Genomic DNA, 15,946 nt, shown 5'->3' on the forward strand with positions numbered 1-15,946 from the left:
CATTTTGGCCGGAAGATTTCAGCTAAAAACAAGACCCGCAATATTCATAACTGACAAATTGGTAGATATTTCAGCGACTTCGGCCCGTTCCGCCGGGCGTTGTGGTCGCTCCAATCGAAACTCCCCCCACTATATAGGACGGCGAATCCGGCGTTGCGATAATGCAACATCGCATTTTTGCCATGTTGTCGTCAGCTTCTCTCCACAGAAGCGGGCATTTCGTGCCGCAATTACCGCCGATATGTCAGTCCTGTCAGCGCGGCATGGACGATTTACTCCCAACATCGTCCACCCGATAAGGGACCGCGCAAAAGGTAATTTGTGTAAGGAGAATGCTATGCGCACTCTTAAGTCTCTCGTAATCGCCTCGGCTGCGCTGCTGCCGTTCTCTGCGACTGCTTTCGCTGCTGATGCTATCCAGGAACAGCCTCCTGTTCCGGCTCCGGTTGAAATGGCTCCGCAGTACAGCTGGGCTGGTGGCTACACCGGTCTGTACCTCGGCTACGGCTGGAACAAGGCCAAGACCGACGCCGTTGGCACCATCAAGCCTAACGACTGGAAGACTGGCGCCTACGCTGGTTGGAACTTCCAGCAGGACCAGTTTGTATATGGTCTTGAAGGTGACGCCGGCTATTCTTGGGCCAACAAATCCAAGGACGGTGTAGAAGTCAAGCAGGGCTTTGAAGGCTCGCTGCGTGGCCGTCTTGGCTATGACCTGAACCCGGTTATGCCGTACATCACGGCCGGTGTTGCCGGTTCGCAGATCAAGGTCAGCAACGGCGTTGACGACGAAAGCAAGTTCCGCGTTGGCTGGACTGCTGGTGCAGGTCTGGAAGCCAAGCTCACGGACAATATCCTGGGTCGCGTTGAATACCGTTACACTCAGTACGGCAACAAGACCTATGATCTGGATGGCGGTTCGGTTCGCAACAAGCTCGACACGCAGGACATCCGCGTTGGCGTTGGCTACAAGTTCTAATTATCTGATAATTGAACACGGAAAACCGGGCAGGCAACTGCCCGGTTTTTTGTTGCGTTTTTTCAGTTGTTCGCGACGTCTATCAGCCAGCCACGAAAAGCCGCCATCGCCTCGGTTTCCGTTCGCGACTGCAGCCTTGTCAGCCAGTAGCCGCCCATCGTCACCGTCGCGTCGAACGGCTGGACGATCGTTTCCGAGAGCAATTGCCGGGAAAACATCAGGGGCGGGGCAAGTGCAATGCCTGCCCCCTGCATGGCTGCTTCCATCATCGCGAGGGACGAATCGAACATAATGCTTCGGGGCAGGGGCATGTCGCCCGTGACGCCGGCCGCCAGAAACCATTGCGACCATTCATCGGCACGATAGGAGCGCAATAAAGTATGCCGCGCGAGATCGGCCGGTGTTTGTAATTCGCGCGCCAGATCGGGAATACAAAGCGGTGACAAGGGTGCTTCAAGCAATTGTGTTGCGTCGATGCCGTGCCAGGCGCCGCTGCCGAAACGGATGGCGTAATCGAGGCCCTCTGCTGCGATGTCCACCCGGTTGTTGTTGGTCGAAAGCCGTAGATCGATGAACGGGTAGCGATTCTGGAAGTCGCGCAAACGTGGCAGAAGCCAGCCGACCGCCAAGGTCCCGACCGCACCCACACGCAGGATTTCTCGATAATGCCCCGCCTCAAAACGCTCAAGCGTTCCGGCAATCCGGTCAAATGCCTCCTTCAACGTGGGGAGCAGCGTTTCTCCTTCGCTGGTCAGCATAAGGCCGCGGGGCAAGCGCTCGAACAAAGTCGCATTCAGGCGGGTTTCGAGGCTCTTGACCTGATGGCTGACAGCCGCCTGTGTGACACAGAGTTCAATCGCGGCCTTCGTAAAACTCAAGTGACGTGCCGAAGCTTCGAAGGCGCGCAGGGAATTGAGCGGGAGATGCGGACGAACCATGTTGCCCCAAATTTTTCTAATGCCAAATGCTAGATAACGTCGTTTGTTCTCTCGGCGCAAGCATCGTATATCAGCAGGGTCTGAAAGGCTTATATCCTGCAAAAGCGATGAAAATGCTGCAAGCGGGCTTCAATATAATGGATCGCGCAATGCCGACTATATCTTGAATAAGATGCAGCGGAATGCATAGCCATGAGGTTTATTTATCTGTCATGAGAAAATTTACGACACTTTTGATCGGTCTCCTCACCACCGCCACTATTATCTCGAACAGCGATGCGCTGGCTGCGAGCAAGTTGAACGACGACGATCTGCACCGTATTGTCGAAGAAGCCGTGCGCCCACTCATGGCCGAGCAGAAAATCCCTGGTATGGCCGTTGCCTTAACCATTGACGGCAAGAGCCGCTTCTTCGGCTATGGCGTGGCATCGACGGAAAGCGGACAGAAAATCGACGAAAACACGATTTTCGAGATCGGTTCGGTCAGTAAGACATTTACCGCTATGCTCGGTGGTTATGGATTGGCGACCGGTGCATTTTCCTTGTCTGATCCTGCGACCAAATGGGCTCCCGAACTGGCCGGCAGCAGCTTCGACAAAATCACTATGCTCGATCTCGGGACATACACACCGGGAGGATTACCCTTGCAATTTCCCGATGCTGTGACCGACGACAGTTCGATGCTGGCATATTTCAAAAAATGGAAGCCGGACTATCCGACAGGCACGCAGCGCCGCTATTCAAACCCCAGCATTGGCCTGTTTGGCTATCTGGCGGCGCGAAGCATGGACAAGCCGTTCGATGTCCTGATTGAGCAGAAGCTTCTGCCCGCTTTCGGTCTGAAGAATACCTTTGTGAATGTGCCGGAAAGCCAGATGAAAAACTACGCTTACGGATATTCCAAAGCCAACAAGCCGATCCGGGTATCGCGGGGCGCACTGGATGCGCAGGCCTATGGCATCAAAACCACAGCGCTAGATCTTGCCCGCTTTGTCGAACTGAATATCGACAGCTCATCTTTGGAGCCTGATTTCCAGAAGGCTGTCTCCGCAACGCATACGGGTTACTATCATGTCGGTGCGAACAATCAGGGGCTTGGCTGGGAATTCTACAGCTATCCGACCACGCTTAAGACGCTTCTTGCAGGTAATTCGTCGGATATGGCGCTGAAATCGCACAAGATTGAGACATTCAGTCAGCCCTTGCAGCCATCCGGGGATGTCCTGATCAACAAGACAGGTTCGACCAACGGTTTTGGCGCCTATGTGGCCTTTATTCCCACGAAGAAGACTGGAATTGTTCTGCTTGCCAATCGGAACTATCCGATCAGTGAACGCATAAAGACCGCCTATCGGATACTGCAGGCGCTCGACAACAAGCAATAATACGTAAAATGAGACCCCGGGAAATCCGGGGCTTCATTTGTTCCAGACTGATCAGCCACGTGGTAGCAGTTCCGTCAGCTCCGGGTGTACTTCCTGAAAACGCTTCATCCAGCGCTTGAGTTTGGGGCGATTGCGCTCCCACTTGCCTTCAAAGCGCAGTGCCAGATAGCCAAGTGCGGCAGCAACGGCGATATGGCCGCCATGAAGCTTGCCTGCCAGGCGCGGCGGCGCTTCGTTCAGAAGATCGAGCGCACGTTCGGCTTTGCGCCATTGCAGGTCGAGCCACGGCTGATGGACCTTCTCTTCCGGGCGCATGCGACGTTCGTAGACATGCGCCAGAAGCACGTCGCAAAGTCCATCGGCGATGGCTTCATAACGCTCTGCATCTGTGCGCTTTTCGGCGTTGCGCGGGAACAGCTTGTTACCCGAAACCCGGTTCAGATACTGGATGATCGCACGACTGTCGAAAACCGATTTGCCGTCATCCGCCACAAGCGTCGGGATTTTTCCGAGCGGATTGGCGTGGATCAGATTATCCGGTTCCGCCGAGGTATTGACCACGATGCTTTCAAACGGAACGCCAGCATAGTGAGCGGCCATACGGACTTTCGCGCTATAGGGCGAAGCGGGCGAATAGAGAATCTGTGTCATCATAAATTCCTGATTAGTGCCTGATACATTATCGCGTGGCGGGCATCGTGACCGAGCGGCTTCGGCAGGCGTTGGCATCTACCTGACCGCATGCGCGGTATTGCAGATCCTTGGTCATGCAAATGCGAACTTCCTGAAGATAGTTCCGCTTGCAGCTGATCGAAATTCCGTCCGGCTTCATGCCTGGATTGGCTGCGATGAAGGCTTTTTCAACAAGGAGAGGATCAACACGCCGACTGTTCGCCAGATTGCGCAGGCTGGGCGGAATGCGAACCTGATCGTAAGCGTTGCGCAGTGTGGAAAAATACTCGTCCTGCGACAGGCCCGAACAACTGCCGTGCTTGCGCCATTGATAAGCGACAAGACCGGCAGAAGGCATGATGTCGGACAGGAGAGAGATGATCGGACGAGGTACATAGCTGCCCCGGCTGCGGGCATTATCGAGCTGGCAGTTTGCTGGGTAACCCCATTCATTCTGAGGCCACAGGCCATGCACCACGAAGCCGAAGGGACGGTTGGTGCCACATTGCTGCTTATTGGCGCGGGGGCCTTCCGATGCACAATAGCTGGGCGACCAGGAGAGGGCGAGGACGTAAAAATCGAACTGGCCCGGAACATCGTCAGCCCGGCTGGGCGCAATTGTTAAAACACTCGCAACTGCCGCTGCGAGCAACGTAACCGCAGCCGCACCAAACTTCTGCAGCATGTGCCCTCCACTCAATCAACGGCTGACCGTATCAAGCCCTCAATTTTTAGCGAAGAACGCGGCAGCTTGCGTCATACACATACCAGCGGTCGAAGCCGTCGACGCAGAATTCAACGTTCCGTCCCATCGAGGCAAAGCCCTGACCTTCTTCAATCATATACCAGACCGAGCGATACTGACCATCGGTGAGAACGGCGGTTGCTTTGCAATAAGTGCGTTCAATCTGGGCCGGATTGGTCTTCGGCTCATAGCGCGTAAGTTGAACATCGCTCATTGCTGAAATTCCAACCTGCGGCAGGTTCGGGACATGGCGCACCTGATAGCCGAAATCGGAAACCACCGAACGCAAAACGCTCTGCTGGCTGCAAGCGCCTGCATCTACAACGCCTGCCGGAGCGGGCGTGAGATAGTCTGCGGCGCTGGCCGGCAAAGACACAAGCGTCAGGGGGAGGACAGACGCTGCAAACAGTGCCGCGCGTGAATACTGTCCGATACGTTCCAGGGTTCGTTGCATATCTCTGTCCTGTCCCAAATTGCGGGCTGGCACCCGTTCAAGTCTATGATAGCCGAAGCATTGAGGCGCAGTTTCCGTCAGCAATTCACGCGGGTCAAGTGCGATCCGTCTCGCTTCTCACCCACTTGATGCTGAAATTGCTCCCTTTTTCCTCAGCCAGAAGCTTGGTAAGGCAGGGAAGAAGCGTTTGCATCTCACTTTCAAGTGTATAGGGCGGGTTGACGACAATCATACCGGTGCCATCGAGGCGTGGTTCGGCGGAGGGTGCACGAATCGCAAGCTCGATCTGCATGATCTTCGGGATGCCAGTTTCGCGTAGGTGTCGGGTGAAACGCTCCGTTTCCTTGCGATCCTTGACCGGATACCACAGAGCATAGATGCCGCCACCGAAACGCTTGTATGCCTTGGCCAGCCCAGCCACCAGACGATCGAACTCGCCTTCCTTTTCAAAAGGCGGGTCGACCAGCACCATGCCGCGTTTTTCCTTCGGCGGAAGATGAGCGCCCAGTGCCAGCCATCCGTCGAGCTCGGTCACGCGAACCTGATAATCACCATCGAAAAGTTTCGCCAGTTTAGTTGAGTCCTGCGGATGCAGTTCCAGCGCGGACAGGCGATCCTGCTTGCGCAGCAAATGTCGCACGAGAAGTGGAGACCCTGGATAATGGCGTAGCTTTTCGCCTTCATTGACCGCGCGGACGGCAGCTAGATAAGGCTCCAGCAAATCCAGCGCGGGTTGCTCGATTTGCCCTTTTTTCACCGCGTCCATGATGCGTTCGATGCCGCCTGTCCACTCGCCGGTTTTGCCGGCTTCGATCCCCTTCAGATCATAGAGGCCGATGCCAGCGTGGGTATCTATAACGCGAAAGGCCTGATCCTTGCGTTTCAGATACTCAACGAGCCGCGTCAGGATGACATGCTTGACGACATCCGCAAAATTTCCGGCGTGATAGGCGTGACGATAATTCATGGTTGCGCTTGTTTCATGTCAGCCAGTTTTCGGCAAGAGGCTGTGACCTCTGAAAAGACCCCGGTCTGCGTCGTTCCTGCAATATCTCTACCGTCACAAATGTGACATACAACTTTCATCATCCGCTTCTTACCCTTTGAGTCGAGTCTGAAATGTCTGGTGGCGTCCTTCTGATCGTCCTCTTTGGTGCGTTCCTTCACGCGAGCTGGAATGCCATCGTAAAGGGAAGTGGAGATAAATTCTTCAGCGCGGCCAGTGTGACTGGCGCGGCGGGTTTGATCGCTCTTTGCACGCTACCTTTTCTGCCACTGCCAAACCCGGCAAGCTGGGTTTACATGCTTCTCTCGACAGTCACCCAGACCTTCTATATGTCGCTCGTTGCGGCAGCCTATAAATCAGGCGACATGAGCGAAGCCTATCCAATCATGCGTGGCACGCCGCCTTTACTTGTGGCCTTGGTCAGTGCACCGCTGGTCGGAGAGGTCATGGGCTGGCAGAGCTGGCTAGGCATCGTGCTGATCTGTTCCGGTGTTCTGGCGATGGCACTGGAAGCGCGGCGTAGAAATCGCGGGGCTTCCAGCCGTACTGCCTTGCTTGCGTTGACGAATGCCGGGTTCATAGCGAGCTACACAATTATTGACGGGCTCGGCGTTCGTGTCTCGGGTGACCCGATCGCCTATACACTATGGCTATTCCTGATGAACGCCATACCGCTGGCGGGTTGGGCCCTTTACCGTGAACCGGACCGTTTCATCCAGTATCTGCGCAACCATTGGCGGCCGGCCATGATTGGTGGGGTCGGTACGCTCGGTTCCTATGGTTTGGCGCTCTGGGCTATGACCATGGCTCCGATTGCCGTCGTGGCGGCACTCCGCGAAACGGCAATACTTTTCGGTGTCCTCATCTCGGCTCTCGTGTTGAAAGAGAAAGTCGGGCTACCACGTTTCGTGGCTGCCGGCTTTATTGTTCTCGGTGCGATCGCACTGCGCCTGTCTTGAAAATATATTTCGTCACGGTGACAATCATCTTGCAGAAATTCGTTTCTGCCAGAACTGGGTTGAGATAATAAGACAGTATGAACCAGCAGGCTCCCATCTCGAACACCAAAACAGGTCATTCGGCTTGCCCGCACGACTGTCCGTCAACCTGCGCACTCGACGTCGAAATTCTCGACGAGCGCACCATCGGGCGTGTGCGTGGCGCGAAGGACAATAGCTACACGGCTGGTGTCATCTGCGCCAAGGTGGCGCGCTATGCGGAGCGGGTTCATCATCCCGACCGCCTCAAGCATCCGTTGGTTCGCGCCGGTGCGAAGGGCGCGGGTCAGTGGAAGGAAGCTTCATGGGAAACCGCACTTGATCTCATTGCCGAACGCTTCCTGAAAGCCGAGCGGGAATATGGCAGTGAGAGCATCTGGCCATATTACTACGCGGGGACAATGGGGCTGGTGCAGCGCGACTCGATCAACCGCTTGCGCTTTGCCAAACGCTACTCCAATCAGTTCGATAGTTTCTGCACCAACATGGCCTGGACCGGCTATTTTGCCGGAACAGGAAGCCTGACTGGCCCCGATCCGCGTGAAATGGCGAAAGCGGATGTGGTGGTGATCTGGGGCACCAATGCCGCTGCCACACAGGTCAATGTGATGACACATGCGGTCCGGGCGCGTAAGGAACGCGGCGCCAAGATCGTCGTCATTGATGTTTACTCCAATGCGACTGTCCGTCAGGCGGACATGGGCATCGTGCTGAAACCTGGAACCGACGGCGCCTTTGCCTGCGCGGTCATGCATGTGCTGTTTCGTGACGGCCTTGCCGACTGGGATTATCTGGAGCGCTACACCGACGATCCGAAGGGGCTGGAAGCGCACCTTCAAAGCCGGACCCCGGAATGGGCCGCCGCGATCACCGGCCTGTCCGTTGAAGAGATCGAGGCATTCGCCCATCTCGTCGGCAAAACCAAGCGCAGCTATTTCCGTCTTGGCTATGGTTTCACCCGTCAGCGCAACGGGGCTGTGAACATGCATGCAGCCGCCTCGATTGCCTGTGTAACAGGTGCTTTCCTTTATGAGGGCGGCGGCGCATTTCACTCGAATTCCGGCATCTTCAAGATGGACAAGCGCGAGATCGAAGGCCGCGCAATGCAGGATATTGGTCTTCGTTTTCTTGATCAGTCGAAGATTGGTCGCATTCTTACTGGTGACAGTGAGGCGCTTTATGGCGGTCCGCCTGTCATGGCGATGTTGATCCAGAACACCAATCCGATGAATGTGACGCCGGAACAGCGGCTGGTTCGCAAAGGCTTCGCGCGCGAGGATCTTTTCGTCGCCGTACACGAGCAGTTTATGACTGATACGGCGAAGATGGCCGATGTTGTCCTGCCAGCCACCACATTTCTCGAGCACGACGACATCTATCGCGGCGGCGGACAGCAACATGTGGTTTTGGGGCCGAAGCTGATCGAGCCTCTTGCCGATGCGCGTCCGAATATCTTCGTTATCAACGAACTGGCAAAGCGCCTGGGCGTTGGGCATCTGCCGGGTTTCGATCTGGATGAACGCACGCTGATCGACAACATGAACACCAACAGCGATCTTCCGCAGTTTGGCGAGTTGAAGGAAAAGCGGTTTGTCGATCTGCAACCGCCGTTTGAAGAAGCTCATTATATCAATGGCTTCAAATGGCCGGATGGCAAATTCCGCTTTCGCCCGGACTGGACCGGAAGCCCGTCGCCTAACAAACCACCGGAAGTCATGGGGCTTCAGGGACCGTTTCACTCGATACCTGAATTTCCGGACCATTGGGAAGTGATCGAAACGGCGGATGTCGAGCATCCCTTCCGTATGACGACCTCACCAGCGCATAATTTCCTGAACTCGACCTTTGCCGAGACGCCTACGTCGCTTGCCAAGGAAATCCGGCCTGAACTGCTTATCCATCCCGAAGATGCGGCAGAGCTTGGCATTGAGAATGGTGAGCGGATCGAGATTGGCAATCATCGTGGCGAACTGGTGCTCCATGCCGTTCTACGTGCAGGCCAAAAACGCGGTGTTGTCGTGTCGGAAGGCATTTTCCCGAACTCGACATTCGAGCGCGGCGAGGGGATTAACATTTTGGTTGGGGCCGAACCTGCGGCTCCCTATGGCGGGCTGGCGGTGCACGATACCAAAATCTGGATTCGCAAAATAAACGCATAAATATTTATCAAACAACGCCGGGGCGGGTATAGAATATATCCGCCCCGGCGTTGTTTGTTCGTACTGCCTGTTAGCCTGCGTAACGCAGTTTCAGCTTGGAAACGCCCACAGCAGCATTTAGTCCGCGCTGCCCCTGAAGCGAAACCGGCTGAAGCGAAATCGTCTTCCACGAACCGCCCGTCAGGATATTGGTGCCGAAACCGACGCCGATGGCTGCATTGGCGGAAGCACCGACATAACGGCCCTGCAGCGCGCCTTCCGGACGAACGCTCGGAGCCCACACGGCCCAGGCAACGCGGCCACCATTGATGAAGCCGACATCGACGCCGAGCTTGGTGATCGTGCCGGTATAACGCTCAACCGGACCGCGACCGCGGGCAGGCCGGAATACGCAATCCACATCCTGCTGGCTGCCGATGATGACGCCGATGGCAGGAGAAATATCGCAGGACAGCATACCGACTTCCGAACGCGGCTGGGTGCGACCCGAAGCGGGAGGAGCTACGTAGTCGGCAGCAATGGCTGGAGCTGTAACAGCGATGCCCGAAACCACGGCCATTGCCGAAAGGAAGGAAGTCGAAAAACGGAGAGACATGTCCTTGTCCTCTTCTAAAACACATATTGAAAGAGACGCCTATACGTCTCTTAACGAGATTTGCCGAAGCAAGTTCCGTTACGAATGGGAATTAGAGCTTTTTGGGGGAATTTAAAGTTTTGTTAATAAAAAAATTGGGGTGTGATGAAATTACCGCGGTCAGGCACTGACGATCATACCGCTGGCCGTTTCTGCCGCGTCTGCTTGCCCGCCCGCAAATTTGCGAAGGGCGGCTGCATAAAGCTGATGTTCGGCTTTCAGAACACGAGCCGCAAGCTCTTCGGCATCATCACCAGCACGCACCGGCACTGCCGCTTGTGCGAGAATCGGACCTTCATCCATCCCTTCTGTTACCAGATGAACAGTGCAGCCTGCGACTTTCATGCCCGCATCCAATGCGCGTTGATGGGTATGCAGTCCGGGAAAAAGCGGGAGCAGGGAAGGGTGAATGTTGAGAATGCGTCCCTCATAGGGGGTAATAAACCGGCCTGACAGGAGTCGCATGTAGCCGGCAAGGCAAATGATATCCGGTTTCAACGCGGCGAGCGCCTCCAGAATTGCATTTTCATGCTCATCCTTCGAGGCGTAATCCTTGCGCTTGAAGACTTGCGTGGCAATGCCTGCGCCTTGCGCCTTGGCAAGACCGCCAGCTTCTGCCCTGTCGGAGAATACAGCCACTATTTCGGCTGGAAAATCAGTGGCTTGGGTGGCGCGTATCAGCGCCTCCATATTGGAGCCGCCGCCCGAGATGAAGATGACGACCCGCTTACGGCTCATAGCGCAAGCTGGCCCTTGTAGACGACGCCATCCTTCTCGCGCTTGACCATCTGGCCGAGCGTGACGACCTTTTCACCTTCGGCGGCAAGCGCTGCCACGACTTCATCGACCTTTTCAGGCTTCACGACAGTGATCATGCCGATGCCGCAATTGAATGTACGCAGCATTTCGGTTGGCTCGACGCCGCCCGTTTTGGCCAACCAAGAGAAAACCGGCGGAACAGAAATGGACGTGAGATCGATTTCGGCGGCAAGACCTTCCGGCAGCACGCGCGGAATATTGTCGGGAAAACCACCGCCAGTGATGTGCGCCAGCGCCTTGATGCCGTCCGAAGCGCGGATCGCGGCGAGAAGAGGCTTCACATAAATACGTGTCGGGGTGAGCAGCGCTTCACCAAGCGTCGCGCCGGGTTGGAATGGCGCATCGGACTTCCAGCCAAGACCGGAAAGCTCGACAATGCGGCGCACGAGCGAAAATCCGTTGGAATGAACGCCGGACGAAGCAAGGCCGAGTATGACATCGCCTTCGGCAATGTCGCCGCGCGGCAGCAGACGGTCGCGTTCAGCCGCACCAACTGCGAAGCCGGCTAGATCGTAATCGCCGTCGCGGTACATGCCCGGCATTTCAGCGGTTTCGCCGCCGATCAGCGCGCAACCGGCCTGACGGCATCCTTCGGCAATGCCCGCAACGATATCGACCCCTTGGTCTGGTGAAAGCTTGCCAGTCGCAAAATAGTCGAGGAAGAAAAGCGGTTCAGCACCTTGAACGACGAGATCGTTGACGCACATCGCAACAAGATCGATGCCCACAGTGTCATGCTTGTCGGCGTCAATGGCGATCTTCAGCTTGGTGCCGACGCCGTCATTGGCGGCAACGAGCACCGGGTCCTTGAAGCCTGCGGCCTTGAGGTCGAACAGGCCGCCAAACCCGCCGATCTCTCCGTCCGCACCGGGGCGGCGCGTGGACCGCACGAGCGGCTTGATCTTCTCAACCATCAGGTTGCCGGCATCAATGTCGACACCCGCCTGCGCATAGGTCAGGCCATTTTGGCCGGCGGGCTTGTTTTCCATAGTCATGGCCTGCTCCTGTGCTTATCCACGCAGTTGTTTAATGCATTTTCGGCAAAAGCGTTATAACGGTTTTGCTCAAGAAAAATGCGATAAACAGAGAATGTGCGCGCAATGGCACGAGACGGCGCTCCCTGCAAGGCCACAAAGCGTGAAAAGAGCGAAACAGAGCAGAATTCTACCCAGAATCCCGCTGCATCATTCTTGTTGCGATAAGAGGTTGTGTTCCAGCTTGCTTTTCGCACAGACATTGCAATTCACGCGAACCGTTCTAACTTGTCCCCGGCCGCAATAAGATATCCGTAACGCCGTTCTGCTATCAGGACAGGCCTATCAGCTCATTCCCTGGAAAATGGAAGCCCATGGTAAAGAAGCCGACACCCACGCGCACGAGCGCCAGCCGAACGATCCGTCAATCGGAAGCGACGGTTCGCGATGGCGACATTCACGTCAATGTGGAAGTCGGTGCGCTGACAGGCTCTTCGGTGCGCCGTCAGGCAATGTTCTGGGTTGGGACTGTCGCGGTCTTCATTCTGTTCCTTATTGTATTCAGTTCCGTCCTGCTGCCTTTCGTGGCCGGGATGGCGCTGGCCTACTTCCTTGATCCCGTTGCAGACCGGCTGGAACGCTTCGGCCTGTCGCGGCTTGCGGCTACGATCGTCATCCTCCTTATCTTCCTGATGGCGCTGATCCTTGGTCTAATGATCGTCGTACCGATTCTCGCAACTCAGCTCGCGGATTTCATTTCCAAGATCCCCGAATACATCACCCAGCTGCAATCGCTTCTGGCGAATGAGGATTCGCAATGGCTGAAGAAATATATCGGCATTGACAGTTCCGTCATTCAGCAGAATCTGAGTTCGCTGCTCCAGCAGGGTGCCGGTTTCCTCTCGACCTTGCTCCAGTCCCTGTGGAATTCGGGGAAATCGCTGATCGATATTGCGGGTCTTTTCGTCGTCACGCCGGTGGTCGCATTCTACATGCTTCTGGACTGGGATCGCATGGTTGACAGCATCGATTCATGGGTGCCGCGCCGCCAGCTCCATACCGTTCGCCGCATCGCACGTGAGATGAACGCGGCGGTCGCAGGCTTCATTCGCGGGCAGGGGACGCTCTGCCTTATTCTCGGAACATACTACGCTATCGGCCTGACGCTGACAGGACTGAATTTCGGCTTGCTGATTGGCTTTTTCGCCGGTCTCATCAGTTTTATTCCCTATATCGGTTCTTTTGTCGGACTGGCGCTGGCCATCGGCGTGGCGCTGGTTCAGTTCTGGCCCGACTGGATCATGATCTGCGCCGTCGCGGGCGTGTTCTTCCTTGGTCAGTTCGTGGAAGGCAACATCCTCCAGCCGAAGCTCGTTGGGTCGTCGGTAGGGCTTCATCCGGTCTGGCTCATGTTCGCGCTTTTTGCCTTCGGCTCACTGTTCGGCTTCACCGGAATGCTGGTAGCAGTACCCGCAGCGGCTGCTGTCGGGGTGCTTGTGCGGTTTGCATTGAATAGCTATCTCCACTCACCGATGTATGATCCTGCCTACCATCAGCCGAACCCCGACGCTGGGCCGTTGATCGAAGCAGGCGAGAATGCGGGCAAAGGGAAATGAGATTGGGTCGCAACCGGGCAGGATTTGGAACGGAATTTGCGGGAGGCCGCGATGCGTGAGGCACCGCGCCAGATTCCGTTGAATCTTGAGCATCAACCCGGTTATCATCGGGACGATCTGATCATCACGGATTCCAACCGTGCCGCTGTCGATCTTATCGATCGCTGGCCGAACTGGCTGTCGCCTGTCACAATTCTTGCCGGACCGACAGGATCGGGCAAGACGCATCTGTCGGAAATCTGGCGCGCCGGCACGGGTGCGATTCTGGTCGATCCGACGAACATTACCGAGGAAGTCGTAAACGGTGCTGCCGAATATCCGGCGCTGATAGATGATATTGGTGCTGCGCCTTTCGATGAAACCGGACTTTTCCATCTCATCAACAGCGTTCGGCAGAATGCGGCTCAGGGGCTTGGGCCTTCCCTGCTCATGACCTCTCGTCTGTGGCCAGCCAATTGGAACGTAAAGCTTCCCGATCTTGCCTCGCGTCTCAAGGCCGCAACCGTCGTGGAAATTTCGGAGCCGGACGATCTGTTGCTTTCCGGTGTCATTCACAAGCTCTTCGCGGACCGGCAGGTGAGCGTCGAGCCGCATGTCGTCGCCTATCTGGTAAGCCGGATCGAACGCTCGCTTCTTTCAGCAATCCTGATCGTTGACAAGCTTGACCGGGCGGCGCTTGAGCAGAAAAGCCGCATCACGCGGACGCTGGCCGCGCAGGTTCTGGCGGGCAACGAACAGCCGGAACGCTGAGGATGAAGATAGCAGTTACCGGAGCGGGTGGTTTTATAGGAAACGCTCTCACAAAAATGCTGCTCGGGGAGGGGCATAAGGTCCAGCCTCTTTCACGGAATGAACTTTCTGATCCCGATTTTTCGGGCGTTCAAACAGTCGTCCATTGTGCCGCACTCGCTCACCGTACTGGCGCGGAACGACCGGATGCCGCCACGTTCCATGCCATTAATCACCGACTTGCGATCGAACTTGCCATCAAGGCGAAGGCAGCCGGTGTCAGACGTTTCGTTTTCGTATCCACCATTTACACGATTGCCGGAAATCCGTTGCCGCTGAAGCCGGATATGCCGCTGAACCCGCGCGATGATTATGGGCGCGCCAAGGCAAAAGCGGAAGCTGATCTGCGCGAAATCAGCGGGATTGAGATCGTCATCGCACGCCCGGTTCTGGTTTATGGTCCCGGCGCTCGGGCTAACCTGAAAGCTCTGATAAAGCTGTGTAACAGCGGATTGCCGTTGCCATTCGGTCTGGCAGACAACAGGCGCAGTTTCGTGTCGCTTGAAAATGTCGCACGTGCGCTGACGTTCTTGAGTCTTGCGCCCACGGAAAAGGTTGCTGGGCGCGTGTTTCATCTTGCCGAGCCACAACCCCGTTCTACCAAAGAGCTCGTGACGAAGCTGCGTACGGCCTTGGGAAAGCCTTTGCGTCTCGTTCCCGTTCCGCCGATCCTCATGAATGTGTTGCTTGCGGCAGTGGGCAAAAGCGGACTTTACGATCAGCTTTATGGTGATCTGGTCGCGGACAGTTCATCGTTGATTGAAGCAGGCTTCGATTATCTGCCGGGCGACCGGCAGCTAGAAGCCATGGCGTTTGGTCTCGACTAATTTTTGGAGCCGACGGCCTTAGGTGGTTCCATGCGCGAGAGCGCTGGATTAGGAGCCTGTCTCGGCACTGCTGCCGTTGCAGTTTGCGGCTTGGCGATAGAACCGGTGATCAAGCTTGCGCTGTCCGGCTTGTTGCGCCCGCCGATAAGATGATCTTCATGCACCCAGCCGATCATGTTGGTCTTCGGGACGATCACGCGATGCCAGCGTCCGGTCTTTCCGTAGGAGCGCATCTCGCGACCTTTTTCCACGACGCCCATGGAAGGTGATTTGTCCCAGGCATTCTTATGGATGGTGAGCCGCGTCTTTGCATAAATTACCGATGGAGAGCTTGCCGGGGTATTGACGCCACGCGGAGGCATTGAGCGTAGCGCAGCGGCGGGCGGCGATGCGACAATCTGATTTGTGGTCCGGGGTGGGGCGGCAGTCTGGATTGCTGCCTGTTGCACCGGATTTTGCGGTTTGACGGCCATAACTGGCGCCTGGGGGCGCGGCACCGGGCCGACGGCGGTGCCATAATCCTTCGACGGCGCTTTGCTTTCAGACGCTTTGCTGGTGACGGCCGCCTTCGGTTCCGTTCTCGCCGCGGGCTGCGAAACAGGCTTGGAAGCAGGGCGCTGGAACAGGGCTGTTAGCGCGGCTTGCGGACTCTTGTGTTGGGAGGTTGCCCACAGGCTGAACGCACCGAGGCCCAAAATTGCAGCAAGCGCGAGCACTGGGGTGGACGAACCGGAAGACTTGCCCGACGACTTGCCCGACGACTTGCTTGGACGCTTTGTGGAGCGCTTGGGCGAGCGTGTGGTGCGTTTGCGTGCAGCCATCGTCTGTCTCCTGTTCGAATCGCGATGGGGAGACGCTACCAATTGTTCCTTCGCATTTGGTTACCGCAGCGTGTGGAGCGAACGATTGGGGCGATGAAACGGAAACAAAAAACGCCGCTTTCGCGGCGTT

General features: G+C 56.3%; 16 protein-coding genes. 7 read left to right on the top strand and 9 right to left on the bottom strand.

Features of this window, described 5'->3' with window-relative positions; translation table 11 throughout:
• Positions 1-337: 337 nt before the first annotated feature.
• Positions 338-979, top strand: coding sequence for an outer membrane protein Omp25 (gene omp25, locus FJQ48_RS13640; protein WP_139975562.1), 642 nt, complete (start codon positions 338-340; stop codon positions 977-979).
• 62 nt (positions 980-1,041) lie between these two features.
• On the opposite strand, the gene FJQ48_RS13645 is transcribed toward omp25, so the two are convergent.
• On the bottom strand, positions 1,042-1,917 hold the full coding sequence (locus FJQ48_RS13645; protein WP_139975563.1) for a LysR substrate-binding domain-containing protein: 876 nt from the start codon (positions 1,915-1,917) through the stop codon (positions 1,042-1,044).
• A 212-nt stretch (positions 1,918-2,129) separates the two neighbouring features.
• Here FJQ48_RS13645 and blaOCH point away from each other — a divergent pair, with 212 nt between their 5' ends.
• Positions 2,130-3,302 (top strand): OCH family extended-spectrum class C beta-lactamase, encoded by a 1,173-nt coding sequence (gene blaOCH / locus FJQ48_RS13650; protein ID WP_139975564.1) that lies wholly within the window; start codon positions 2,130-2,132, stop codon positions 3,300-3,302.
• Positions 3,303-3,353: 51 nt separating this feature from the next.
• Here blaOCH and FJQ48_RS13655 read toward each other — a convergent pair whose 3' ends face one another.
• The 4 genes from FJQ48_RS13655 to FJQ48_RS13670 all read right to left on the bottom strand — a co-directional run bounded on the left by FJQ48_RS13655 (position 3,354) and on the right by FJQ48_RS13670 (position 6,140).
• On the bottom strand, positions 3,354-3,953 hold the full coding sequence (locus FJQ48_RS13655) for a glutathione S-transferase (protein WP_139976289.1): 600 nt from the start codon (positions 3,951-3,953) through the stop codon (positions 3,354-3,356).
• 28 nt (positions 3,954-3,981) lie between these two features.
• Positions 3,982-4,659, bottom strand: a complete 678-nt coding sequence (locus FJQ48_RS13660) for a ribonuclease T (protein WP_139975565.1) — start codon at positions 4,657-4,659, stop codon at positions 3,982-3,984.
• 46 nt (positions 4,660-4,705) lie between these two features.
• The gene (locus tag FJQ48_RS13665) at positions 4,706-5,173 is read right to left on the bottom strand and encodes a phage portal protein (RefSeq protein ID WP_139975566.1); all 468 of its coding nucleotides are present in this window, start codon (positions 5,171-5,173) and stop codon (positions 4,706-4,708) included.
• 94 nt (positions 5,174-5,267) lie between these two features.
• Positions 5,268-6,140, bottom strand: a complete 873-nt coding sequence (locus FJQ48_RS13670) for a 23S rRNA (adenine(2030)-N(6))-methyltransferase RlmJ (RefSeq protein WP_139975567.1) — start codon at positions 6,138-6,140, stop codon at positions 5,268-5,270.
• Positions 6,141-6,292: 152 nt separating this feature from the next.
• On the opposite strand from FJQ48_RS13670, the gene FJQ48_RS13675 reads away from it, so the two are divergent.
• Both FJQ48_RS13675 and FJQ48_RS13680 read left to right on the top strand, forming a co-directional pair.
• The gene (locus FJQ48_RS13675; RefSeq protein ID WP_139975568.1) at positions 6,293-7,138 is read left to right on the top strand and encodes a DMT family transporter; all 846 of its coding nucleotides are present in this window, start codon (positions 6,293-6,295) and stop codon (positions 7,136-7,138) included.
• Positions 7,139-7,215: 77 nt separating this feature from the next.
• A complete protein-coding gene (locus tag FJQ48_RS13680; protein ID WP_139975569.1) occupies positions 7,216-9,336 on the top strand; it encodes a molybdopterin oxidoreductase family protein in 2,121 nt (706 codons plus the stop codon).
• 70 nt (positions 9,337-9,406) lie between these two features.
• On the opposite strand, the gene FJQ48_RS13685 is transcribed toward FJQ48_RS13680, so the two are convergent.
• The 3 genes from FJQ48_RS13685 to purM all read right to left on the bottom strand — a co-directional run bounded on the left by FJQ48_RS13685 (position 9,407) and on the right by purM (position 11,784).
• The gene (locus FJQ48_RS13685) at positions 9,407-9,931 is read right to left on the bottom strand and encodes a DUF992 domain-containing protein (protein ID WP_139975570.1); all 525 of its coding nucleotides are present in this window, start codon (positions 9,929-9,931) and stop codon (positions 9,407-9,409) included.
• 159 nt (positions 9,932-10,090) lie between these two features.
• Positions 10,091-10,708, bottom strand: coding sequence for a phosphoribosylglycinamide formyltransferase (gene purN, locus FJQ48_RS13690; protein WP_139975571.1), 618 nt, complete (start codon positions 10,706-10,708; stop codon positions 10,091-10,093).
• Positions 10,705-11,784, bottom strand: a complete 1,080-nt coding sequence (purM, locus tag FJQ48_RS13695; protein ID WP_139975572.1) for a phosphoribosylformylglycinamidine cyclo-ligase — start codon at positions 11,782-11,784, stop codon at positions 10,705-10,707. The genes purN and purM overlap by 4 nt, the downstream gene beginning before the upstream one ends.
• Positions 11,785-12,137: 353 nt before the next feature.
• Between purM and FJQ48_RS13700 the strand changes: the two genes are divergently transcribed.
• Genes FJQ48_RS13700 through FJQ48_RS13710 form a run of 3 tightly spaced genes read left to right on the top strand, consistent with a single transcriptional unit; the run spans position 12,138 to position 14,995 of the window.
• Positions 12,138-13,379 (top strand): AI-2E family transporter, encoded by a 1,242-nt coding sequence (locus FJQ48_RS13700; protein WP_180350208.1) that lies wholly within the window; start codon positions 12,138-12,140, stop codon positions 13,377-13,379.
• A gap of 51 nt (positions 13,380-13,430) precedes the next feature.
• On the top strand, positions 13,431-14,129 hold the full coding sequence (gene hdaA / locus FJQ48_RS13705) for a DnaA regulatory inactivator HdaA (protein ID WP_139975573.1): 699 nt from the start codon (positions 13,431-13,433) through the stop codon (positions 14,127-14,129).
• A gap of 2 nt (positions 14,130-14,131) precedes the next feature.
• Positions 14,132-14,995, top strand: coding sequence for an NAD-dependent epimerase/dehydratase family protein (locus FJQ48_RS13710; protein ID WP_139975574.1), 864 nt, complete (start codon positions 14,132-14,134; stop codon positions 14,993-14,995).
• Here FJQ48_RS13710 and FJQ48_RS13715 read toward each other — a convergent pair.
• Complete coding sequence (locus FJQ48_RS13715; RefSeq protein WP_139975575.1) at positions 14,992-15,816, bottom strand: hypothetical protein; 825 nt, start codon at positions 15,814-15,816, stop codon at positions 14,992-14,994. The two genes, FJQ48_RS13710 and FJQ48_RS13715, sit on opposite strands and share 4 nt — an antisense overlap.
• Positions 15,817-15,946: the final 130 nt, after the last annotated feature.

This window comes from Ochrobactrum sp. CGA5 (genome assembly GCF_006345815.1).
Lineage (GTDB): Bacteria > Pseudomonadota > Alphaproteobacteria > Rhizobiales > Rhizobiaceae > Brucella.

Excerpts from the sequence above, each read along its gene's own strand:
- FJQ48_RS13710 (WP_139975574.1), top strand. The coding sequence starts at position 14,132 with ATGAAGATAGCAGTTACCGGAGCGGGTGGTTTTATAGGAAACGCTCTC.
- FJQ48_RS13665 (WP_139975566.1), bottom strand. The coding sequence starts at position 5,173 with ATGCAACGAACCCTGGAACGTATCGGACAGTATTCACGCGCGGCACTG.
- FJQ48_RS13660 (WP_139975565.1), bottom strand. The coding sequence starts at position 4,659 with ATGCTGCAGAAGTTTGGTGCGGCTGCGGTTACGTTGCTCGCAGCGGCA.
- FJQ48_RS13675 (WP_139975568.1), top strand. The coding sequence starts at position 6,293 with ATGTCTGGTGGCGTCCTTCTGATCGTCCTCTTTGGTGCGTTCCTTCAC.
- omp25 (WP_139975562.1), top strand. The coding sequence starts at position 338 with ATGCGCACTCTTAAGTCTCTCGTAATCGCCTCGGCTGCGCTGCTGCCG.
- purM (WP_139975572.1), bottom strand. The coding sequence starts at position 11,784 with ATGACTATGGAAAACAAGCCCGCCGGCCAAAATGGCCTGACCTATGCG.
- FJQ48_RS13655 (WP_139976289.1), bottom strand. The coding sequence starts at position 3,953 with ATGACACAGATTCTCTATTCGCCCGCTTCGCCCTATAGCGCGAAAGTC.
- FJQ48_RS13715 (WP_139975575.1), bottom strand. The coding sequence starts at position 15,816 with ATGGCTGCACGCAAACGCACCACACGCTCGCCCAAGCGCTCCACAAAG.
- FJQ48_RS13700 (WP_180350208.1), top strand. The coding sequence starts at position 12,138 with ATGGTAAAGAAGCCGACACCCACGCGCACGAGCGCCAGCCGAACGATC.
- FJQ48_RS13670 (WP_139975567.1), bottom strand. The coding sequence starts at position 6,140 with ATGAATTATCGTCACGCCTATCACGCCGGAAATTTTGCGGATGTCGTC.
- FJQ48_RS13680 (WP_139975569.1), top strand. The coding sequence starts at position 7,216 with ATGAACCAGCAGGCTCCCATCTCGAACACCAAAACAGGTCATTCGGCT.
- hdaA (WP_139975573.1), top strand. The coding sequence starts at position 13,431 with ATGCGTGAGGCACCGCGCCAGATTCCGTTGAATCTTGAGCATCAACCC.
- blaOCH (WP_139975564.1), top strand. The coding sequence starts at position 2,130 with ATGAGAAAATTTACGACACTTTTGATCGGTCTCCTCACCACCGCCACT.
- purN (WP_139975571.1), bottom strand. The coding sequence starts at position 10,708 with ATGAGCCGTAAGCGGGTCGTCATCTTCATCTCGGGCGGCGGCTCCAAT.
- FJQ48_RS13645 (WP_139975563.1), bottom strand. The coding sequence starts at position 1,917 with ATGGTTCGTCCGCATCTCCCGCTCAATTCCCTGCGCGCCTTCGAAGCT.
- FJQ48_RS13685 (WP_139975570.1), bottom strand. The coding sequence starts at position 9,931 with ATGTCTCTCCGTTTTTCGACTTCCTTCCTTTCGGCAATGGCCGTGGTT.